Origin of the sequence: Streptomyces sp. NPDC005266 (assembly GCF_040607655.1) — a bacterium.
GTDB lineage: Bacteria > Actinomycetota > Actinomycetes > Streptomycetales > Streptomycetaceae > Streptomyces.
Genome location: NZ_JBEXHC010000002.1, coordinates 222,465 through 243,630 on the forward strand (window position 1 = coordinate 222,465; position 21,166 = coordinate 243,630).

Below are 21,166 nucleotides of genomic sequence, written 5' to 3' on the forward strand. Positions count from 1 at the left end.
ACCGGGATTCTGCCCCTGCCAGGGGTGCCGTTACGCCGCGAAGCGGGCCGCGTCCCACACCCCGTCCAGCCGCGGCGCCAGCCAACCGGGCGCCGCGGCGCGGAAGTCCGCGGGCGGAAGGGCGGCCGCCCCCTCCGGGAGCGCCCCCAGCAGCGGGACGCCCGCCGACTCGGGGAAGTCGGCCAGGTTGCACCGGGAGGCGAGGTCGGGGTCGGCGGGCCAGCTGCCGATGACGACACCGGGGCAGTCCAGGGCACGTGCGCGCAGCGCCTCCGTCGTGAGCGCGGTCGCGTTGAGCGTGCCCAGGCCCGCGTGGGCCACCACCAGCACGGGGGCCGCGAGCAGCCGGGCCGCGTCGGCGAGCGTCGCGCCGGTCTCGTCGAAGCGGACGAGCAGCCCGCCCGCGCCCTCGACCAGGACCAGATCGTGTTCGGTGGCCAGCTTCTCCGCGGCCTCGGCCACCTCGTGCGGCCGCACCGGCGCCAGGCCGGCGCGGCGGGCTGCCGTGGCGGGGGCCAGCGGCTCGGGGAAGCGGGCGAGTTCGCGGACGGTCACCGGCCCGGCGAGCCGGGCCACCTCCGCGGCGTCGCCCGGCTCGCCCTCCGCGACCCCGGTCTGCGCGGGTTTGAGCACCGCTACCGACCGGCCGAGCCCCAGCGCCGCAGCCGCGACGGCCGCCGTGGTGACGGTCTTGCCGATCTCCGTCCCGGTGCCGGTGACGAACAGAACTGCCATGTGCGTCGTGCCTTTCGCCTGATCCCCTTGATCGAGGGACCGTCTTCGGAAATTCCGCCCTACGCCGCCGCGCGCGCCGCGGCCCGTACCGCCGCGCAGATCCGGGCCACATCGTCGTTGCCGGTGATGTACGGCGGCATGGTGTACAGCAGATCGCGGAACGGCCGCAGCCAGACGCCCTCCCGCAGCGCGGCCCGGGTGGCCGCCGCCATCCCCGCGTCGTCGAGGGGACGGCCCAGCTGGACGACGCCGATCGCGCCGAGCACCCGTACGTCCCGTACGCCCGGCAGCCCGGCGGCCTCCGCCAGACCGTCGCGCAGCCCGGTCTCGATCCGCTTGACCTCCTGCCGCCAGTCGTAGGACAGCAGCAGGTCGATCGAGGCGCCCGCGACGGCGGCGGCGAGCGGATTGCCCATGAAGGTCGGGCCGTGGGCGAGCACCGGCAGCTCGCCGCGCGAGATGCCGTCCGCGATCCGCGGCGTGCACAGGGTCGCGGCCAGGGTCAGGTAACCCCCGGTCAGGGCCTTGCCCACGCACATCACATCCGGGCTGATCCCCGCGTGCTCGGCCGCGAAGAGCGCTCCGGTGCGGCCGAAACCGGTGGCGATCTCGTCGAAGATCAGCAGAAGGTCGTGCTCGTCGCACACCTCGCGCAGCAGCCGCAGCAGGGCGGGGGAGTGGAAGCGCATTCCGCCCGCGCCCTGCACCACCGGCTCCACGATGACCGCGGCCAGCTCGTCCGCGTGGCGGGCCACCAGCTCGCGCAGCTGGGCCTCGTACGCCGGGTCCGGGGCGGCGTCGAAGCCGGGCGGCGGCGCGTCCGCGAAGATCTGCTCGGGCAGCACCCCCGACCACAGCCGGTGCATTCCGCCGTCCGGATCGCACACGGCCATCGGCTGCCAGGTGTCGCCGTGGTAGCCGCCGCGCCAGGTCAGCAGCCGCCGCTTGGTGGGCCGGCCGAGCGACCGCCAGTACTGCAGACACATCTTGACCGCGACCTCGACCGACACCGAACCCGAGTCGGCCAGGAAGACATGGCGCAGCGGCTCCGGCGTGATGTCCACCAGGCGGGCGGCCAGCCGTACGGCGGGCTCATGAGTGAGCCCGCCGAACATCACATGGCTCATCCGCTCCAGCTGGCCCCGGGCCGCGTCATTGAGCGCCGGGTGGTTGTAGCCGTGGATGGCGGACCACCACGACGACATCCCGTCCACCAGCTCCCGCCGGCCCTCCGCCGGTTCGGCGAGCCGCAGCCGTACTCCGGCCGCGGACTCGACGACGAGCGGGTCCTGGCGGCCGGGCATCGGGCCGTACGGATGCCAGACGTGCTGCCGGTCCAGCGCCCGCAGCTCTTCGGGGGTCAGGGACGCGGACTCAGGCATTGGGCGGCAGGTCCGTGCCCACGCCCCGGCGGCGCACCGCGACAAGACCGGCGTGCCCCTCCGCCGCCGCGGCGACAGGAGCGTCCCCGGCCGGTGCTGCCCCGGCGGATGCTGCCACGGCCGGTGCTTCGACGGCGGGTGCTGCCACGGCCGGTGCCTCCTCGACCGGCGCCGCGTCACCGCACGGGCCGCAGCCCCCGCCCTCCGCGCCGTGCGACCCGCAGCCGGCCGCGGCGAGCGCGTCAGCGCGGTGCGCGGGCAGCGTCGTGGCGTCGGTGCCCTCCACTTCGAACCCGGCATCGGCGATCATCGCCAGGTCCTCCTTGCCCGCCTGGCCCTCGGTGGTCAGATAGTCACCGAGGAAGATCGAGTTCGCCAGGTTCAGGGCGAGCGGCTGGAGCGACCGCAGATGGATCTCACGCCCGCCCGCGAGCCGTACCTCCACATCCGGGCAGACGAACCGCACCATGGCCAGGATGCGCAGACAGCGCTGCGGGGTCAGGGCCCACTCGCCCGCGAGCGGGGTGCCCTCGATGGGGATGAGGAAGTTGACCGGCACCGAATCCGGGTCCAGCTCACGCAGCGAGAAGACGACGTCGACCAGGTCCTCGTCCGTCTCGCCCATGCCCGCGATCAGCCCGGAGCAGGCCGACATGCCGGCTGCCTGGGCCTGCCGCACGGTCGAGACCCGGTCGGCGTAGGTGTGGGTGGTGGTGATGTCCCCGTACGTGGCTTCCGAGGTGTTGAGGTTGTGGTTGTACGCGTTCGCGCCCGCGTCCCGCAGCCGCTTCGCCTGTCCGTCGGACAGCAGCCCGAGACAGGCGCAGATCTCGACGTCCTGGTGCTGCTCCTTGATCGCGGCGATGGTCTGGGAGACCCGGTCCACATCCCGGTCCGTCGGCCCGCGTCCGCTGGCGACCAGGCACACCCGCTTGGCGCCGCCCGCGACGCCCGCCGTCGCCGCGGCCGTCGCCTCGTCCGGCTTCAGCCAGGTGTACTTGAGGATCTCGGCCTTCGAGCCCAGCCGCTGCGAGCAGTACGAGCAGTCCTCGGGGCACAGCCCCGACTTGAGGTTCACCAGATAGTTGAGCTTCACCCGCCGCCCGAACCAGGCGCGGCGCACCTTGCCCGCGGCGGCCACCACATCCAGCACATCGTCATCGGAGGTCGCCAGCACGGCGAGAGCCTCTTCGCGGGTCGGCGTCTCGCGCCGCAACCCCTTGTCCACCAGCGTGTTCAGCAGGTCCATGGCGCCGATCCTGTACTAAGCGACCGCTCCCGGCCAAGGAGGGACCGTACAAGACACCGCGATCGAGGTGTGTGTATTGCCACACCCTGACCGCGCATGGACGCCGATACCTTCTATCCGGACCCGACAGTTGGGGCCCGAAGGAAAGCCCAAGGAAGACCGCGAAGACAGCGAAGACCGCGAAGACAGCGAAGACGAGGACAGCCGATGCCCCAGCAGCGCCAGGACGACCCGTTCGAGTGGATCGACGCGCAGCGGGAGCGGCGCGGCCGGGCCGGGCTGGTGCGCACGCTCAGCCCCCGGCCCGCCGACTCACCGCTGCTCGACCTGGCGAGCAATGACTATCTGGGGCTGGCCCGGCACCCGGAGGTGACCGCCGCCGCAGCCGCGGCGGCCCGCCGCTGGGGCGCGGGGTCGACCGGGTCCCGGCTGGTCACCGGCTCCACCGAACTGCATGCCGCGCTGGAGACGGAGCTCGCCGCGTTCTGCGGCTTCGAGGCGGCCCTGGTGTTCTCCTCCGGCTACGCCGCGAACCTGGCCGCCGTCTCCGCGCTCGGCGGCCCGGACGCGCTGGTGGTCTCCGACGCGGGCAATCACGCCTCGCTCATCGACGGCTGCCGGCTCTCCCGCGCCGAGGTCGCCGTCGTCCCGCACGCCGAGCCCGAGGCGGTGCACAAGGTTCTGGACGGGGCCGACCTGGGCGAGGGGCGCCGCGCGCTCGTCGTCACCGACTCCGTCTTCTCGGTGGACGGGGACGCCGCGCCGCTGGCGGACCACGCCGCCGTCTGCCGTGCGCACGGCGCGGCGCTGGTCGTGGACGACGCGCACGGCCTCGGGGTGCTCGGCGAGGGCGGGCGCGGCGCCGTGCACGCCGCCGGGCTCGCGGGCGCGCCGGATGTGGTCGTCACGGCCACCCTCTCGAAGTCGCTGGGCTCTCAGGGCGGGGTGATTCTGGGGCCCGCCCGGGTGATCGAGCATCTGGTGAACACCGCGCGGACGTTCATCTTCGACACCGGGCTCAACCCGGCGGCCGCGGGCGCCGCCCTGGCGAGCGTGCGGCTGCTGCACCGGGAGCCGGAGCGCGCCGCCCGCGCGCGTACGGTCGCGGCCGAGCTCCACGGGCGGCTGACCGCCGCCGGTCTCGCCGCGGTACGGCCCGACGCGTCCGTGGTGTCGGTCCGTTCGCCGTCGCCGGAGCAGGCCGTGCGCTGGGCCGCGGCCTGCCGTGCGGCCGGGCTGCTGGTGGGGTGTTTCCGCCCGCCGTCCGTCCCCGACGGCATCTCCCGGCTGCGGCTGACCGCTCGCGCGGATCTGACGGATCAGCGGATCGAGGAGGCGGTCGGCGTGATCGTGAGGACCTCGCCGACCGCCTGAGGCTCAGCTTCCGGCGGGGTGGGTGTCGCCGCCGAGTGCGCCGTCCCGCAGGCCCTCGAGGAACGAGGCCCAGGCCGATGGGGTGAAGAGGACGGCGGGTCGCGCCGTGTTCTTCGAGTCGCGCACGGCGAGCCGGCCCGGCCCCAGCAGGGCCGTCTCGACGCAGTTGTTCATGCCGACGCTGTAGCTGCTGCGCAGCCAGCACACGGGCGTGGCGGATGAATCAGACATGGTGCCCCCTCAGGCGCCGCCCCCGATTTTATTGATGAAGGTCAACGAATCCTCAGGTGTCAGGGCGTGGGTCCGCAGCGCCTGGAACGCGGCGCTGTACGCCCGGAGGTCTTCTTTCCGCTCCAGATAGAGGCTACTCGTCAAGTGGTCGAGAACTACCACGTCCAGGTCAGTAATGTGCGGAAAAGAGAAGATAATGAAAGGACCAGTGATACCAATGGGCATTCCGGCCGAGAACGGCAGCACTTGCAGCCGCACCTGAGGCAATTCGCACAGCTCCATCAGATGGCGCAGCTGAGCCGCCATCACCGTCGCGTCCCCGACCTCACGTCGCAGCGCCGCCTCGTCGAGCACCGCGTGCAGCCGTAGCGGCCGCTCGCCGCGCAGCACCGACTGACGCGCGATCCGCACCTCCACCAGCGCGTCCACCCGCGACCGCGGCAGATCCGCGAGCGCCGCCCGGGTCACCGCCCGGGCGTAGTCCGGCGTCTGGAGCAGACCGGGCACCACCGTGGTCTCCAGCGAATACGCGTCGGACGCCTCCGCCTCCAGGGCGATGAAGTCCCGGTAGGCGGGCGGCAGCAGATCGCGGTAGGCGTACCACCAGCCGCGCCGCGACCCCTCCGGATCCGATGCGCCCCCGCCGCACAGCGCCTCCAGCAGGGCGCGCAGCTCGGGGTCCGCGACCTCGTACACCTCCAGCAGCCGCGCCACATCCGACGGCTTCGCCCCGCTCCGCCCGGTCTCGATCCGGCTCACCTTCGACTGGTGCCAGCCCAGCCGGCGCGCGGCCTCACCGCTGGTGAGTCCGGCCAGATCGCGCTGGCGGCGGAGCTCCGCACCGAGCTTGCGGCGGCGCACCGCCGGGCCATACCGCATGCGTTCTTCCTCCCGCCTCTCCCGGTTCGCGCCCTTCATCACGCTCGTGGCTCAGTGTGCCGTCCCTATCCGGTCTGCCGTAGCAGGGTTCACCGCTTTGGGCGACAGATATATGCATATCTCGGTGGATCGCCCCCGTTACGGAGGGCATCGATGGCACTCTGACGCGTAGAGCCGCCGGGGCGGCCCATGACTTCGCAGTACCACTTGAACGCGTCCGCAGCCGCGCCCCGGTGGGAAAGGGACAGCCGCCATGGCAGACCATCAGGAAGCATCCGTCACCCTGCCGAGCGCCCCGGCCTCGGTTCCCGCAGCCCGCGCCTATGTGACGAACGTGCTGGTCGAGTGGGGCCTCGGGGCGGGTGCGGAGGCCGCGGACACCGTGCGGCTCATCGTCTCCGAGCTCGCGACCAACGCCGTCCAGCACACCCTGGGACAGTCGCCCACCTTCACCGTGGACCTGCGGCTCGACCGTGAGCAGCGGCTGGAGATCGGGGTCACGGACAGTCACCCCAGATGGCCCAGACGGCTCCCGGCCGCCACCCAGCAGGACAACCACGGGCGGGGCCTGGTCATCATCCGCTCTCTGGCCGCGGAGTCGGGCGGCGAGGTCTTCGTCACCCCCACCGCCGATGGCGGCAAGACCGTATGGATCGCCCTGCCGTGGACCTTGCCGGTGTGCTGAGCCACGCGAGCGGCTCACAGCACGCGCTGTACCTGCCCCCCGGTGGCACGGGCCTCCGCCAGCTCACGTATGCGGTCGAAGACCCGCCCGGCGGCCGGGCCGATGAGATAGTGCGGCATGTCGCCGCGCTCGATCACCCCGTACGGACTCGCGCCCATCAGATAGGACGAATACAGGATCAGACCGTTCGGGCGGCGCATATCGACGGTCAGGGCCGAGAACCCGGGGAACTCATCCGTCTGATAGACCCGCAGGCCATCCGCCTCCGCCCCGTAGCGCTCCTTGAAGCGGCCGAACCGCTCCAGCGCATCCTTGATCTTCCGCGCCATGTCCTCCTGGTACTGACGCGACAGCGTGGCCGCCGCGTCCGAGGACGGATCCAGCAGATAGCAGCGGTAGACCCCGCCCCGGCGAAGCAGCCCGAGGACCGCGTCACGGTAACGAGCCGGGCGTTCGGTGGTGACCAGCCGGCTGGAGGAGGTGCGCAGCGCCGTCCCCATGTCGAGGACCTCCTCGGACGCCGCATCCAGCAGCCGCGCCTTCTGAGCCGAGCTCGGGCGCTCGGGATACGCGTGCACGGGGGTGCCCTCGGCCAGCCCCCGTCCGGCGAGCCACGCCTTGGCGGCCGCTTCCGGGCCTCCCTCGCCCGCCATCAGATAGACGTCCTTGCCCTCATGGCTTCCCACCGGGGTGAACAGCTCCGCGTACGGGCCCGCCGTCCGGTACACGTCCTCCGAGACCGCCAGACAGTCCGGCGGGGTCGCCTTCTCCAGATGCGCGGCCAGATTGATGTCGGGGGAGTGGATGGCGCCGGTCCGGCCCTCGCGGCTGTGCCGGATCGCGCCCTTGTGCACCGCCATCCGCACATGCAGCTCGCCGTCCACCCCCGCCTGCGCGAACTCGTCCCGCAGATGCCGCAGATCCAGTGTGAGAAAGGTGCGGGCCGCCTCCAGCGCCACATCCCGGGCCACGCTCTCACTGTCGTCGTGGACCGCGATGAAGCCGCCGTCGCCGCGCCAGCTCCATAAGTCGCTGCGGGCACAGCGATGCTGCGCGGCGAGCTGGCCGATCCGCGCACGCATCCGCTCGCGGAGCAGATCGAAGGCGTGCGCGGCACGGTCTCTGGGGTTCGAGCGGACGATCGTCGAATACCCGGAGGTGTCGACGAAGACGAGATACACCTGGTCGTAGGTCCGGTCCGGCTCGAACTGGCAACTCATGACGCTCCCCCTCCCGGTGCCGGCCGCGCCGGCACCGGCTCACGCTAACGCCTGACGGGCAACCCGCTCCAGGTGCCGGAGAGCCTCAAGAGGGCACCAGACCGCGCTCCACGGCGCTGCGCTCCACACAGAACTCATTGCCCTCGATGTCGGCCATCACGACCCACCCCATCCCGCCCTCCGTGCGCCGGTCGTCCACGACTCTCGCGCCGAGCCCGACCAGCCGCTCCACCTCGCCGTCCCGGGTGCCCGAGGGCGGCTGGATGTCGAGGTGGACGCGGTTCTTGACGGGCTTGGGGTCCGGGACCCGCAGAAACAGCAGGCCCGGTACCCCGGGGTGGTCCGGCACGATCAGCACTTCGTCATCGCCCGGCGCGGAGTCCTCCAGCGCGTAGCCGGTCAGCCGGGACCAGAACCGCGCCAGGGCATAGGGGTCGTGGGCGTCGAAGGTGATGTGCCGGACCGGATTGAGATACGCCATACGGGGCCTCCGGAGGGGGACGGGCGGGTCCGCGCCCGCCTCGTCGCCAACCTACCGGCGGCCACCGACAACGGGCCCTGGCGCGGGCCCCGCCATCGGTCAGCGGACGTGGCCGTACCAGACCTTCCCGGTCCAGATCCGCTCCAGCCGCACCACCTCGCCGGTCTTGGGCGCGTGCCACAGGCGGCCGCTGCCGGCGTACACGCCGACGTGGTACACGCTGCCCCCGGAGTGGAAGAACACCAGGTCCCCCTTCTTCCGGGAGCGGGCCGCGATATGACGCGTCCGGTTGTACTGGGCGGCGGCGGTGCGGGGCAGCCGCTTTCCGGCTCGCTTGTACGCGTACTGCGCGAGGCCGGAGCAGTCGAAGCGGTTCGGCCCCGCCGCGCCGTATTTGTACGGTGCGCCCTTCTTCGAGGCGGCGACCCTCAGCGCCTTGGCCGCCGCCGTCGCCGCCTCGGCCTCCGGTGGATATCCGGGCGTCGCCACGGTGCCTCCGACAGCGGCGACGGTGAGCGCGGAGACGGCGCTCGCTCGGGAGACCATCCTGGGGATACGTATGTGCGCACTCATCGCGCACCGCCCTTCCTGAGCCGATCCCGCGCCGGTGCGGCGGCGGGATCCTGTCGTCCCTGGGATGGTCACGTACGGCAGCCGCCGGTTCCGACTCGAAACGGCGCGATGTGAGGGTGGTCACGGCTGGCCCGTTCGGGTGGCGAGCGCCGCTCTGCCGTACGCCCGCGACCTGCAAGAACGACCGTTTGGCGGGGGTGGGGCGGCGCGCGGCGCGACCCGGGGCGGCGGGCGGCGCGCAAGTGGGCCGCGCGCCGCCCGCCGGGATTCGGGTACGCCGTTCGGGCGACGGCCCGGGGCCGCTCCGGGTCCGCCCCGGGCCGCTGCGGACCTGACATCCCGGGGTCGCTCCGGGTCCGCCCCGGGCCGCCGCGGACCCGACACCCCGGGGCCGCTCCGGGTCCGGGGTGTCAGGTCCGCAGCGCCGGGGGCAGCGTGACCCGCTCCGCGCGCCGCTCCCCGTCCAGCACCCGCAGCGCCCGCGCCAGCGTCGCGGCGTGCAGCTCGCTCTCACCGCGCTCGTGCATCAGCGCCAGCGCGTCCCGCAGCGCGACGGCCTTTCCGACCAGCGCCTGGGCGGCCCGCAGACTTCCGTAGGTGTCACTGCCCCGCGCCGGGTTGGTCCGGCCGAGCAGATCGACCGCCTCCAGGTAGTGGTCGATGACGCTCCCCTCCGCGCGGGTGAGCGCGGGCAGCGGGGGCAGCTCGGGCGGGAACATCGCGCTCACCCCGCCCTGCGCGCCGAGACCGGCCGCTTACGGCTCTGGGTGAGCCGGTCCACCAGCCCGTAGGCCACCGCGGCCTCGGCGTCGAAGATCTTGTCGCGGTCGATGTCGGCGCGGATCCGCTCGGCGCTCTGTCCGGTGTGCCGGGCCAGCATCTCCTCCAGCATCCGCTGGGTGCGGAGCATCTCGGCCGCCTGAATCTCCAGATCGGAGGTGGTGCCCTGGACGGGCTCGCTGAACGCGGCCTGGTGAATGAGGATCCGCGCACCAGGCAGGGCGAGCCGCTTGCCGGGGGCGCCGGAGGCCAGCAGCACGGCGGCCGCCGACGCCGCCTGGCCCAGGCAGGTCGTCTCGATGTCGCAGGTGACGAAGTGCATCGTGTCGTAGATCGCCGTCATGGCGTTGAACGAGCCGCCGGGGGAGTTGATGTAGAGCGAGATGTCCTGGTCGGGCGCGGCATGCTCAAGGTGGATGAGCTGCGCGATCACATCGTTGGCCGAGGTGTCGTCGATGGGGGTGCCGAGGAAGACGATCCGCTCGGAGAGCAGCTTGGAGTAGGGGTCCACGGTGCGGATGCCCGAGCTGGTGCGCTCGGTGAACTCGGGCAGGACATAGCGGGCGGTCGGTCGGTGCGTCGCGGGTCGTTCCATTCGCGTCACCTCTCGGGCTCATGGCTCCGTAAAAAATGTACAGGACGTACATCTCGTAAGGTGGGGAGCATGGCCTACGAGATTCCGGTGACGCAAGCCCGCGCAGAGCTCGCGGAGCTGATCAACCGTGTGGTGTACGGCGGCGAGAGAGTGGTCGTCACCCGCCACGGGAAGCCGCTCGTCGCCCTGGTGTCCGCTGCTGACCTGCAGCGACTCGAGGAGAGCGAGACCGGAGCGGACGATCAGGTGATCAGCACCGTCTCCGCGGTCCGCCCCTCGGCGTCCGCTGCGGGCGAACGGCGGCGCTTTGGCATCGCGGCGGAACACCGTCGGCCGGAGGGCGGGGGCCGGAGTCCGGGCCGGGAGAGGTGATCAGGGGCCGGAGCCCCAAGGCGGCCCGCGCGGCTACCGGCCGAAGTGGAACCGGATGGCGGTGCCGTCGGGGCCGGTGTGCACGCGGACCAGGTCGGAGACCTGATGCACGAGCAGCAGCCCCCGGCCGCCGATCTGGCCGGGCAGGGCCGGCCGCCGGCCGGCGAGCGGGTCGCTGAGCCGGCCGCTGTCCTCGACCTGGCACAGCACCTGTCCGTCCTGGGCCCAGATCCGGACCGTGCCGCTGCCGCCGCCGTGCCGCACGCTGTTGGTGGCCAACTCGGCCACCGCCAGGGCCAGGTCATCCAGGCGCCGGCCGGTCAGCCCGAGCCGCTCGGCCTCTGAGACCGCGAAGACCCGGGCGGCGGGCACGCAGTCCCGGGCGAACGGGAACGAAGCGGCCCCGGCGGGGACGTCCAACGGCTCGTTGTAGGCCGCGATGGCGTCCTTGGGGGCATAGACGTCGCTGGACAGCTCACGGCCGTTCTCGGTGATCACGGGGTGGGTCACCCGCGCGTCGGCGAGCACACCGGCGTCCAGCCGGGCGGTGTCGTACGGACAGAGGATGGTGACCGCACGGCCGCGGAAGGCCAGGTTGATCAGCGCCTCGTGCTGCACGCACGGGCCGTACTCCGCCTCGGTGCGGCCCGCCCATATGGGCTCGCCGATGATCCGTACCCGGCCGGAGGGGTGCCGGTCGGCGAAGGCCCGCAGCACCCCCGGGATGATCCGCCCGGGGTTGCGCCCGGCCTCGGTCATATCGAGGAACCCGACGCGCTCGGCGCTCGGGCCCAGTGCCGTCCGCAGCAGCCGGAGGTTGCCGCCGGGAACGGCCACCGCCACCGGCTCGGCCGCGCGCAGTCCGTCCAGAACGAAGGGCAGCGTCCCCGCCAGATACTCCTTGTCGTCCCGGTAGAACAGGGCCGGATGAACAAAGGGCTCGGCGACGGTTTCCGTACTCAACACGTCGTTACCTCATCCCGTCGTGCCGGGAATCGCCGGGGAAAATGGCCGGAAGCTCCCCCACCTTATCCAAGGCCGTCCCGATGAGCATTGTCCGCCTGTCCGAGGGGGTGGGTTGCGGACCGGCGATATGGTTGCAGCGGGAGCAAGGCGCAGGGTCGGCACCAGAGGCCGACGACGCTGATTCGGAGTGCACTGTTATGAGCGTGAATCCGGCACCCTCTCACCGCCGGTCCCTCGAGGCCGCTCAGATGGCGTGCGAGGTGATCGAGCTGCTCGAGGTTCTGTGGGAGCGGGGACGGGACGCGGTCTCGTCGTCTCCGGTGTCGGCGTCGCAGCTGCGGGTGTTGTACAGCCTGGACCGTGAGGAGGGCATCAACCTCCGTACGCTCGGGGAGCTTCTGGGCTCGGCTCCCTCGTCGGTGAGCCGTCTGTGCGACCGGCTGCAGGCGCTCGGATTCGTGGAGCGCGCTCCCAGCCCGGTCAGCCGACGGGAGCTCGAGCTGCGCCTGACCAGCCATGGCAAGGCATATCTGCTCGAGTTGCGGGCGCGCCGGGAGGAGGCCCTGCTGGCCGCCATAGCGGACATGGCCCCAACGGACCGCAAGGCGCTGCTGGAAGGGCTGAAGGGGTTCCAGGACGCGGTGGACGGTACGGCCTCCGCACGCCAACCGGACACGGCGGACGGCGCGGTGCGGTTCGCCTGAGACCGCCGCTGCCTGCCGGCGCGAGCGCCCCTTCGCCCGGTCCGACACCCCCCACCCCTCGCTTGTCACAGACCGCCGTCCGAAGCGATGCGCGCCGACGGAACCCCCGGCGCGAGGCGGGCCCGAACAGATTGTGGCCCCATAGGCACAGTTGTCAAATGGCGATGATTGTCGTCGATATCACGTAGAAATCACGCTTCCTGCCCCTCATTTCCCTCATGTCCGTCGTGTTCTCCCCGTCCGTACCAGTCGAGGCAGACCACCAGGGCGTCGTCGTCGAGTGGGGTGTCACCGTGGAATTCGACCAGCTCCCGCAGGATCGCCTGGGGAACCTGGGTCGGTGGCAGCAGTATGGTGTTGGCCAGCGCGCGGGCCAGCGCCCGCTCCGCATAGCTCTCGCCCGACGAGGACGCCGTGTCGTACACGCCGTCGCTCCCGAACAGCAGGCGATCGCCGGGGCGGACCGTGAAGTGCTCCGCCACGTAGACGGTGTCCTCGAACATTCCGAGCGGCAGCTGGGCGTCGAACTGTACGGACTCGACGGCGCGCTCCCGCTGGCGCCACATCCGGGGGGACCCGGCGTCCACGACCTCCACCTCGCCCGTCGCGAAGTAGAACCGCAAAAGCAGCACCGACACATACGCCTGGCCCCGGTAGTGGGCGTAGACCGCCTGATCGGCGAGGCTCGCCTGATCGGCCAGGCCGAGGCCCGCGCGTCTGGCGTTGCGCAGGGCGTTGATGGCGAGATTGGTCAGCAGCGCCGCCTCGATGCCCTCCCCCATGCCGTTGGTGATGGTCAGCGTCAGATGGTCGGCGGACGCGGACCAGTCGAAGTTGTCGCCGAAGATCGCGTACGCCGGTTCCAGATGGGCTCCGAGGGAGAACTCCGGGCGCGAACAGGAGTGGCCCGGCAGCAGCTGCCACTGCATCTCGGCGGCCAGGGTCAGCCGGGCGGCACGCCGGGCCAGGAGATAGAGGTCCGTGTCGCGTTCGACGACGAGGATCTCGTGGCCGAGGGCCTGGCAGACCGCCTGCAGGTGATGCGGCTGCGTCTGTGCCCAACGGTCCGCGGGCAGCCGCACGGTCAGCACGCCCATGCGGTCGCCGCGAATGGTCATCGGGAGATGGACGTCCACCGCGTCATGGCGGGTGTCCCTCTCCACGCACGGCTCCTGCGCCCCGAAGGCGCGGCCCTGGGGGCTGCCGTGGATGGGCACCGGCTCCGCGTCGAAGGACCCGGGGCCCACGGTCTGCAGCGACCGCATCCCGTAGTCCGCCATGCGCAGCTCGACCCGTTCGGCACCGTACTGGTCCGCCAGGGTTGTCGTGACGACATCGAGCAGAGCATGGGGTGCGGCTGTGCGCAGAGCCCGCTCGACAGTAGAAATCTTGTCCACTTCGTCCTGCTTCTCGAATGCGCCGGTACCGCGGCAGCTACGGGCCGGCGCGGTACTGCCGCGCCGACGTACGACGAACAGGGCACGGCCGCCGCGGCGGGGGCCACCGCGACCTCGCGTGATCGTCACGACACATTCTATGCACCATGGAGACAACAATTGTCGTACGGCAATTATTGCGTCGCCCGGGAGCGCGGGCGGGGTGGCCCTGTCGTCATGCCGTTGATCGCTTGCTATAGATGAGAGCGGTGTGTTCGCCCCGGATGGACCCGGGCGGGCGGATTGACGACGGTCTTCGAGGCTGGAGTGAGTGCGTGTGTCCAGTGGGTTCCGGATCGACTCCGTGGCCGAGCGGGTGTTCGCGCTGCGCGGTGAGCTCGACATCGAGGGGGCTCCCGAGCTGGCACGGGTGGCGGGCGACGCGTTGGCGCGGCCGTGCGACCGGCTGGTGCTCGACTGTCGCGGCGTGACCTTCTGCGACTCCAGCGGGCTGAACACCCTGCTGAGGCTGCATGGCCAGGCCGGGCGGGCGGGGGCCCGGCTGGTGCTCGCGGACGTCTCGGAGAGCATGCGGCACGTACTGCGGCTGACCGAGGTGGAGCAGGTGCTGACGCTGGCCGAGACCGTCGACGAGGCGCTGGCGCCGCCCACGCCGTGACGGGGCTCACGGGGACGCAACATCACATTCATCCCATGCGCGCTCGCGGCTACCGCGACGGTGTTCGGGCATGTCAGCCTTTATGCTGGTGCATCCGTCCGTAAATAGTTGCCGGGCGACAAGTGTGGCACTATGGCGCTTCGGAGCGCCTGATCACTTCCGTGTCGACGGCTCTCCGGACCCCCACCGAGGGGGCACGGGTGAGCGGGACCGCTACATGAGGGGCGGAGAACCATGGTGGCGAGTTCCGGCGCGGGACAGCGCACGGGGGCGCGGACGACGAAGGGCCGGAGTGTCGGCACCGTCGCGGAACCGGAGCTGCGGCAGTTGCTGGCCGGGCTCACGGCGGTCAGGGACGGCGACTTCGGCACCCATCTGCCGACCGACCGTGACGGCCTGCTGGGGGAGATCGCCACGGTCTTCAACGGCATGGTGGACCAGCTGTCGCTGTTCACCTCCGAGGTGACCCGGGTGGCCCGCGAGGTGGGCACCGAGGGCCGCCTCGGCGGTCAGGCCGCGGTGCCGGGGGTGGACGGCACCTGGAAGGACCTCACGGACTCCGTCAACGCCATGGCCGGGAACCTGACCACGCAGGTGCGCGACATCGCCCAGGTCGCCACGGCGGTGGCCAAGGGCGATCTGTCGCAGAAGATCACGGTCGTCGCCCGGGGCGAGATCCACGAGTTGAAGAACACCATCAACACGATGGTGGACGAGCTGTCCTCGTTCGCGGACGAGGTGACCCGGGTGGCCCGCGAGGTGGGCACCGAAGGCATCCTCGGCGGCCAGGCCCAGGTGCCCGGCGTCGGAGGCACCTGGCGGGACCTGACCGACTCGGTCAACTTCATGGCCGGGAACCTCACCGCCCAGGTGCGGTCGATCGCGCGCGTGGCCACCGCCGTGGCCCAGGGCGATCTCACCCGCAAGATCGATGTCGATGCGCGGGGCGAGATCCTGGAGTTGAAGACCACCATCAACACCATGGTCGATCAGCTGTCCTCGTTCGCGGACGAGGTCACCCGGGTGGCCCGCGAGGTCGGCACCGAGGGCCGCCTCGGTGGCCAGGCAGATGTCCAGGGCGTCTCGGGCACCTGGAAGGACCTCACCGAGTCGGTCAATGTGATGGGCGACAACCTCACGGCCCAGGTGCGGTCCATCGCGCAGGTCACCACCGCCGTGGCGCAGGGCGATCTGTCGCAGAAGATCCGCGTCGACGCGCGGGGCGAGATCCTGGAGTTGAAGGAGACCATCAACACCATGGTCGACCAGCTCTCGGCCTTCGCCGACGAGGTGACCCGGGTGGCGCGCGAGGTGGGCACCGAGGGGAACCTCGGCGGCCAGGCGACCGTCCGGGGCGTCTCCGGCACCTGGAAGGACCTGACCGACAACGTCAACGTCATGGCGTCCAACCTCACCAGCCAGGTGCGGTCCATCGCCCAGGTGGCGACCGCGGTGGCCCGGGGCGATCTGTCGCAGAAGATCACCGTCGAGGCCAAGGGCGAAGTGGCGGCGCTCGCCGGTGTGATCAACACCATGGTGACCACGCTGTCGGCGTTCGCGGACGAAGTCACCCGCGTGGCCCGCGAGGTCGGCACCGAAGGGATCCTCGGCGGGCAGGCCCAGGTGCCCCATGTGGCGGGTACCTGGAAGGACCTCACCGACAACGTCAATTCCATGGCGACCAACCTGACCAACCAGGTCCGCAACATCGCCCAGGTCACCACGGCGGTGGCCCAGGGGGATCTCACCCGCAAGATCGATGTCGATGCGCGGGGCGAGATCCTGGAGTTGAAGACCACCATCAACACGATGGTCGACCAGCTGTCCTCGTTCGCCGCCGAGGTCACGCGCGTGGCCCGCGAGGTGGGCAGCGAAGGCCGCCTCGGCGGGCAGGCCGAGGTCGAGGGCGTGTCCGGGACCTGGAAGCGGCTGACCGAGAACGTCAACGAGCTGGCCGGCAACCTGACCCGTCAGGTCCGTGCCATCGCCGAGGTCACCAGCGCCGTCGCCGAGGGCGATCTGACGCGGTCCATCACGGTCGACGCCTCCGGTGAGGTCGCCGAGCTCAAGGACAACATCAACGCCATGGTGGAGTCCCTGCGCGAGACCACCCGCACCAATCAGGAGCAGGACTGGCTCAAGACCAATCTCGCCCTCGTCTCCGGGCTGATGCAGGGCCAGCGCGACCTCACGGTGGTCGCCGAGCTGGTCATGGACGAACTGACGCCGCTGGTCGGCGCCCAGTACGGCGGCTTCTACCTCGCCCAGGACACTCCCCGGGGCGTCGAGCTGCGGCTGATCGGCTCCTATGGGCTTCCCGCCGCGGACGAGGACCGGCCGGTGCGGTTCCGGCTCGGCGAGTCACTCGTCGGCCAGGCGGCCCGCAGCCGCCGCACCATCGCCATCGACCAGCTCCCGCCCGGCTATGTCACCGTGTCCTCCGGAGTCGGCGCGGCCGAGGCGTCCAGCCTGATCGTGCTGCCCGTCGTCGTCGAGGAGCAGATCCTCGGCGTCATCGAGGTGGCCTCGCTGACCCGCTTCACCCAGGTCCACCGGGACTTCCTCGAACAGCTCATGGAAACGATCGGCGTCAACGTCAACACCATCGTGGCCAACGCCAGGACCGACGAGCTGCTGGAGGAGTCCCAGCGGCTGACCGCCGAACTCCAGGCCCGGTCCGAGGAGCTGCAGGTACGCCAGGACGAACTGCAGAACTCCAACGCCGAGCTGGAGGAGAAGGCGGCGCTCCTGGCCGCGCAGAACCGCGACATCGAGACCAAGACCCGGGAGATCGAGCAGGCCCGGCAGGAGCTGGAGGAACGGGCCCGGCAGCTCGCCCTGGCCTCCAAGTACAAGTCGGAGTTCCTGGCCAACATGAGCCATGAGCTGCGGACCCCGCTCAACAGCCTGCTGATCCTCGCCCAGTTGCTGGCACAGAACCCGAACCGGAACCTGACCCCCAAGCAGGTGGAGTACGCGGGCGTCATCCACTCGGCGGGCTCCGATCTGCTGCAACTGATCGACGACATCCTCGATCTGTCCAAGGTCGAGGCCGGCAAAATGGACATACAGCCCGAGCGGGTGCCGCTGCGGCGGCTGCTCGACTATGTGGAAGCCACCTTCAGGCCGATGACGACACAGAAGGGCCTCGAATTCCGCATCAGCGTCTCTCCGGCCGTACCCGATGAACTGATCACGGACGACACCCGGATCCGGCAAGTACTGCGCAACCTGCTGTCCAATTCGGTCAAGTTCACCGAGACCGGCGCCGTGGAACTGCGCATCGCCCCCGCCGCGGAGTCCGATCTCCCCCAGGCGGTCCGCGCGTATGGATCCGCCCTCGCGTTCCGGGTCGTGGACACCGGGATAGGCATCGCCGAGCATCAGCTCGAGGCGATCTTCGGGGCGTTCCAGCAGGCGGACGGCACCACGAGCCGCAGTTACGGCGGCACGGGTCTTGGCCTGTCCATCAGCCGGGAGATCGCCCATCTGCTCGGCGGGGCGATCCGCGCGGCCAGCACCCTCGGCGAGGGCTCCACCTTCACCTTCTATCTGCCCGTCGGGAAGTTCACGCCGCCCGACCAGGCGCCGCGCGCCGAGGGCCAGTGGGAGCCCGGCCGGTCTGCCGCCGGCACCTCCGAACAGCGCCGTCTGCTCGTGGTCGAGGAGCGGCCGCACGGACTGCTGTCGCTCCTGGCCGAGAGCGCCGTCGCCGAACTGGCGGACAGCGGCGCTGCCGACGACGCGCTGGGCGCGGTGCGGGTGCGGACGGTGGTCGACCCGCAGGAGGCGGCCGCGGTCCTCGCCGCCGAGCCGTGCCACTGTGTCGTCCTCGGCCTCGACATGCCCGACGGGGCCGGCGCCCGGTTCCTCGACGAACTGGGCCGGAACCCGGCCGCGCGCCGGGTTCCGATCCTGGCCCACACCCGGCGGCCGGAAGCCCAGTGGGAGGCGCGGCTGGCGGACCGGTCCGAGGGCAAGCCGTGGGAGCTGCTGCCGAGCCTGGACGACCTGCGCGAGCGCATCGTGCTGCATTTGACGGCCGCACGGCCCGCCGACGTCCTGCCCCTGGTGCCGTCCGGCGCCTCCGCGGTGGATGTCCCCGCGGCCCGGCCGGCGGTGGCGGACACGGACAGCGACCTCGCCGGGCGAGTGGTCCTGATCGTCGACGACGACACCCGCAACGTCTACGCGCTCACCGGCATCCTGGAGCTGCACGGCATGCGCGTGCTGCACGCGGAGAACGGCCGCAAGGGACTCGAGATGCTGTCCCGGCACGAGGTGGTCGAGCTCCTGCTGATGGACATCATGATGCCCGAGATGGACGGCTATGCCGCGACCGCGGCGATCCGGGCCATGCCCGAGTACACCGATCTGCCGATCATCGCGGTAACCGCCAAGGCCATGGCGGGCGACCGTGAGAAGACGCTGGCCGCCGGGGCCAACGACTACATCACCAAGCCGCTGGACGCCGACGAGCTCGTGAGCTGCGTGCGCCGCTGGCTGAACCGATGAGCGGGCGCGAACACCGCCTGGACGCGCTGGCGGCCACGGTCGAGCGGCTGCGCGGCGAGCTCGCCGCGGTCCAGGAGTCCGCGGACGCGCGGGCGCTGATCGGCATCGCCACCGGCATCCTGGTCGAACGCGGCCACGGCGGCCCCACCCAGGCCGCCCGCCATCTGAAGGAGCTGGCGGAGACCGCCGGGCTCCCGCTCCTGGAGCTGGCCGCCGATGTGGTCAACGCGGCGGCCGGGGACGAGGTCGCCCAGGCCCTCCCGAGCACATCGCCGAAACCCGGTGGCGGACACCACGGCTCCTCCGCCGTGGTGCGGCTGCGGGCGGCCGAGGCGGGCTCGCTCACCGGCGATCCCCAGACGGTGGTGGACACGCTGATCGAGCAGGTGCTCGCCCCTCTGGGGGTGAGCGCGGTGGCCCTGTGGGCCGTGGTCTCCGGCGGGGCGCTGGCCCTCGCCGGGCATGCGGGCTTTCCCCGCGGAGAGGCCGAACGCTGGCAGTATGTGCCGCCCGGCCTGGGCGTTGCCGCCCAGCGCGCCGTGGCCGAACGGCACTCCCAGTGGTTCGGGACGATGCCCGCCGATGTGCCGGGCATAGGCAAGCGCCACGGCGGCGACGGTGCCCGCGCCGTGCTTCCGGCCGAGCTCTACGGCCGCATCCTCGGTGTCCTGGAGGTGTGCTGGCCGCATCCGCAGCCCCCGCTGCCCGCCCCGGTCAGCCGCCAGCTGAACGCGCTGGCCGACCTCTGCGCCCACACCCTGCCCGGCACGGACGAGCCCGCGGCCGGCGCCGCCCAGGATCCGGTGATCCCGCCGAACCCCTTGATGGATCTCGCCGACGGCCTGCTCGACCCGGTGCTGGTCCTGCGACCGACGCTCGACGACCAGGATCACGTGGTCGATTTCTCCATCATGTACGCCAATGAGCGGTTCGCCGATCCGGCCGGCCGGCCGCGCGCCATGATCACGGGCATGCGGCTGCTGGAGGCCTACCCCCTCACCGCCCGCGAGGGCGGTCTGTACGAGCACCTGCTGCGGGTCCACGCGACCGGAGAGCCGTTCCGCGCGGAGCGGATGGCCCTCAGCTTCCTGGCCGACGATGTGTCCCTGACCGGGCTCGCCACGGTGGGCATCGGCCGGTACGGGGACGCGGTGCTGCTCAGCTGGCGGTTGGAGGACAAGGCGGCACGGCTGGCCGCCCTGCTCGAACACGTCCAGCGCCTCGGCCGGATCGGCGGCTTCCAGGAGGACGCGGTCAGCGGGGACATCGTCTGGAACAGCCAGCTCTTCTCGCTCTTCGGTCTCCCGTCCACGGCGCCCCCCGTCCCCGTGGAGCGGCTGTACGACCACGCGCATCCCGATGACTCCGTGGCCATCGGCCGCTTTCTGCGCACGCTGCTGCACCACCACCATGCCGCCTCGACGGCCTTCCGGCTCCAGCGGGCCGACGGAGGCGTGCGGCACATCCGGGTCGTCGCGGAGCCGGTCACCGACCCGGCCGGGCAGCTGCTCGCCGTCCGCGGGGCCTATCAGGACTTCTCCAGCCAGCACTGGACGGAAGTGGCGCTCGCGGCCACGCGCGACAAGCTCGCCGACACCGAGCAGCACGCCGCCGAACGCAACCGCCTGGCCCTTCAGCTGCAACGCGCGATCATGCCGTCGTCCCCCGCCCCGGTCGACATTGCGGGGCTGCATGTGGCGGTGCGCTACCGGCCGGCCGAGGAGGGGCATCTGGTGGGCGGCGACTGGTACGACGCCGTGGTCCTGCCCAGCAAGAAGGTGCTGGTGGCGGTCGGCGATGTGGCCGGCCACGGCATTGAGGCGGCGACCGGGATGGTGGTCCTGCGCAACGCGCTGCGCGGCCTGGCAGCGACGGGAGCGGGCCCCGCGCAACTGCTGGGCTGGCTGAACACCGTGGCCCACCATCTCACCGAGCAGGTGACGGCCACCGTGGTCTGCGGCATCTACGATTCGCAGACCCAGGTGCTGGCCTGGGCGCGGGCCGGTCATCCGCCGCCGGTCCTGATCCACGACGGTGCCGCCGCCGCCCTGCCGCTGCCCGGCGGCATCCTGCTGGGCGCGGTCGCGGAGGCGAACTACGAGGAAAGCCGGCTCAGCCTGGCGTCGGGGGACCGGCTGCTGATGTATACCGACGGTCTGATCGAGCGCCGTGACCGATCCGTGGAGAAGTCGCTCGAGCAACTGCTGCACATCGCCGGCGCCGGCGCGCCGGTGCTGGGCGAGCACCTCGATCTGCTGCTGACGCACGCGCGCTCCGACACCGACGACGACACCTGTCTGATCGGTATCGACGTGAGCTGACCAGCGGTATCGATGTGAACTGACCAGCGGCATCGATGTGAGCTGACCA

At 71.4% G+C, this 21,166-nt stretch carries 19 protein-coding genes; 7 read left to right on the plus strand and 12 right to left on the minus strand.

Going from position 1 to position 21,166, the window contains the following annotated elements; translation table 11 throughout:
- Positions 1 to 30: 30 nt before the first annotated feature.
- From bioD to bioB, 3 genes are read right to left on the minus strand one after another with little or no spacing between them, the layout of a single operon-like run.
- Positions 31 to 735 carry a dethiobiotin synthase gene (gene bioD / locus ABZU99_RS04600; protein ID WP_356049045.1) on the minus strand — a complete coding sequence of 235 codons (705 nt, stop codon included), beginning with the start codon at positions 733 to 735 and terminating at the stop codon, positions 31 to 33.
- A 59-nt stretch (positions 736 to 794) separates the two neighbouring features.
- Complete coding sequence (locus ABZU99_RS04605; RefSeq protein WP_356049046.1) at positions 795 to 2,117, minus strand: adenosylmethionine--8-amino-7-oxononanoate transaminase; 1,323 nt, start codon at positions 2,115 to 2,117, stop codon at positions 795 to 797.
- On the minus strand, positions 2,110 to 3,366 hold the full coding sequence (gene bioB / locus ABZU99_RS04610) for a biotin synthase BioB (protein WP_356049047.1): 1,257 nt from the start codon (positions 3,364 to 3,366) through the stop codon (positions 2,110 to 2,112). The genes ABZU99_RS04605 and bioB overlap by 8 nt, the downstream gene beginning before the upstream one ends.
- A 207-nt stretch (positions 3,367 to 3,573) precedes the next feature.
- On the opposite strand from bioB, the gene ABZU99_RS04615 reads away from it, so the two are divergent.
- Positions 3,574 to 4,740 (plus strand): 8-amino-7-oxononanoate synthase, encoded by a 1,167-nt coding sequence (locus ABZU99_RS04615; RefSeq protein WP_356049048.1) that lies wholly within the window; start codon positions 3,574 to 3,576, stop codon positions 4,738 to 4,740.
- A gap of 3 nt (positions 4,741 to 4,743) precedes the next feature.
- Here the strand turns inward: ABZU99_RS04615 and ABZU99_RS04620 are convergent, their stop codons facing one another.
- On the minus strand, positions 4,744 to 4,971 hold the full coding sequence (locus ABZU99_RS04620) for a DUF397 domain-containing protein (protein ID WP_355954643.1): 228 nt from the start codon (positions 4,969 to 4,971) through the stop codon (positions 4,744 to 4,746).
- 9 nt (positions 4,972 to 4,980) lie between these two features.
- Complete coding sequence (locus ABZU99_RS04625; RefSeq protein WP_355954644.1) at positions 4,981 to 5,850, minus strand: helix-turn-helix transcriptional regulator; 870 nt, start codon at positions 5,848 to 5,850, stop codon at positions 4,981 to 4,983.
- Positions 5,851 to 6,103: 253 nt separating this feature from the next.
- Here ABZU99_RS04625 and ABZU99_RS04630 point away from each other — a divergent pair, with 253 nt between their 5' ends.
- Positions 6,104 to 6,535 carry an ATP-binding protein gene (locus ABZU99_RS04630; RefSeq protein ID WP_355954647.1) on the plus strand — a complete coding sequence of 144 codons (432 nt, stop codon included), beginning with the start codon at positions 6,104 to 6,106 and terminating at the stop codon, positions 6,533 to 6,535.
- A 14-nt stretch (positions 6,536 to 6,549) separates the two neighbouring features.
- Here the strand turns inward: ABZU99_RS04630 and ABZU99_RS04635 are convergent, their stop codons facing one another.
- From ABZU99_RS04635 to ABZU99_RS04655, 5 genes are all read right to left on the minus strand, one after another.
- A complete protein-coding gene (locus tag ABZU99_RS04635; RefSeq protein WP_356049049.1) occupies positions 6,550 to 7,755 on the minus strand; it encodes a hypothetical protein in 1,206 nt (401 codons plus the stop codon).
- 85 nt (positions 7,756 to 7,840) lie between these two features.
- Positions 7,841 to 8,236, minus strand: coding sequence for a VOC family protein (locus tag ABZU99_RS04640; RefSeq protein ID WP_355954650.1), 396 nt, complete (start codon positions 8,234 to 8,236; stop codon positions 7,841 to 7,843).
- A gap of 99 nt (positions 8,237 to 8,335) precedes the next feature.
- Positions 8,336 to 8,809 (minus strand): C40 family peptidase, encoded by a 474-nt coding sequence (locus tag ABZU99_RS04645; RefSeq protein ID WP_355954653.1) that lies wholly within the window; start codon positions 8,807 to 8,809, stop codon positions 8,336 to 8,338.
- 410 nt (positions 8,810 to 9,219) lie between these two features.
- Positions 9,220 to 9,528 carry a hypothetical protein gene (locus tag ABZU99_RS04650; RefSeq protein WP_356049050.1) on the minus strand — a complete coding sequence of 103 codons (309 nt, stop codon included), beginning with the start codon at positions 9,526 to 9,528 and terminating at the stop codon, positions 9,220 to 9,222.
- A gap of 5 nt (positions 9,529 to 9,533) precedes the next feature.
- Complete coding sequence (locus ABZU99_RS04655; protein ID WP_356049051.1) at positions 9,534 to 10,184, minus strand: ATP-dependent Clp protease proteolytic subunit; 651 nt, start codon at positions 10,182 to 10,184, stop codon at positions 9,534 to 9,536.
- 69 nt (positions 10,185 to 10,253) lie between these two features.
- Here ABZU99_RS04655 and ABZU99_RS04660 point away from each other — a divergent pair, with 69 nt between their 5' ends.
- Positions 10,254 to 10,556 carry a type II toxin-antitoxin system Phd/YefM family antitoxin gene (locus tag ABZU99_RS04660; RefSeq protein WP_356049052.1) on the plus strand — a complete coding sequence of 101 codons (303 nt, stop codon included), beginning with the start codon at positions 10,254 to 10,256 and terminating at the stop codon, positions 10,554 to 10,556.
- 33 nt (positions 10,557 to 10,589) lie between these two features.
- Here the strand turns inward: ABZU99_RS04660 and ABZU99_RS04665 are convergent, their stop codons facing one another.
- Complete coding sequence (locus tag ABZU99_RS04665; protein ID WP_356049087.1) at positions 10,590 to 11,519, minus strand: sensor histidine kinase; 930 nt, start codon at positions 11,517 to 11,519, stop codon at positions 10,590 to 10,592.
- A 200-nt stretch (positions 11,520 to 11,719) separates the two neighbouring features.
- Here ABZU99_RS04665 and ABZU99_RS04670 point away from each other — a divergent pair, with 200 nt between their 5' ends.
- Positions 11,720 to 12,226 (plus strand): MarR family transcriptional regulator, encoded by a 507-nt coding sequence (locus tag ABZU99_RS04670; RefSeq protein WP_356049053.1) that lies wholly within the window; start codon positions 11,720 to 11,722, stop codon positions 12,224 to 12,226.
- Positions 12,227 to 12,417: 191 nt separating this feature from the next.
- On the opposite strand, the gene ABZU99_RS04675 is transcribed toward ABZU99_RS04670, so the two are convergent.
- Positions 12,418 to 13,623, minus strand: a complete 1,206-nt coding sequence (locus tag ABZU99_RS04675; protein WP_355953889.1) for a PP2C family protein-serine/threonine phosphatase — start codon at positions 13,621 to 13,623, stop codon at positions 12,418 to 12,420.
- Positions 13,624 to 13,939: 316 nt separating this feature from the next.
- On the opposite strand from ABZU99_RS04675, the gene ABZU99_RS04680 reads away from it, so the two are divergent.
- From ABZU99_RS04680 to ABZU99_RS04690, 3 genes are all read left to right on the plus strand, one after another.
- Entirely contained in the window at positions 13,940 to 14,281 is a 342-nt protein-coding gene (locus tag ABZU99_RS04680; protein WP_355953891.1) for an STAS domain-containing protein, read from the plus strand.
- Between the two features lie 234 nt (positions 14,282 to 14,515).
- Positions 14,516 to 18,796, plus strand: a complete 4,281-nt coding sequence (locus ABZU99_RS04685; RefSeq protein WP_355953894.1) for a HAMP domain-containing protein — start codon at positions 14,516 to 14,518, stop codon at positions 18,794 to 18,796.
- Entirely contained in the window at positions 18,793 to 21,117 is a 2,325-nt protein-coding gene (locus ABZU99_RS04690; RefSeq protein WP_356049054.1) for a SpoIIE family protein phosphatase, read from the plus strand. Before ABZU99_RS04685 ends, ABZU99_RS04690 begins: the two co-directional genes overlap by 4 nt.
- The last annotated feature ends 49 nt before the right edge of the window (positions 21,118 to 21,166 follow it).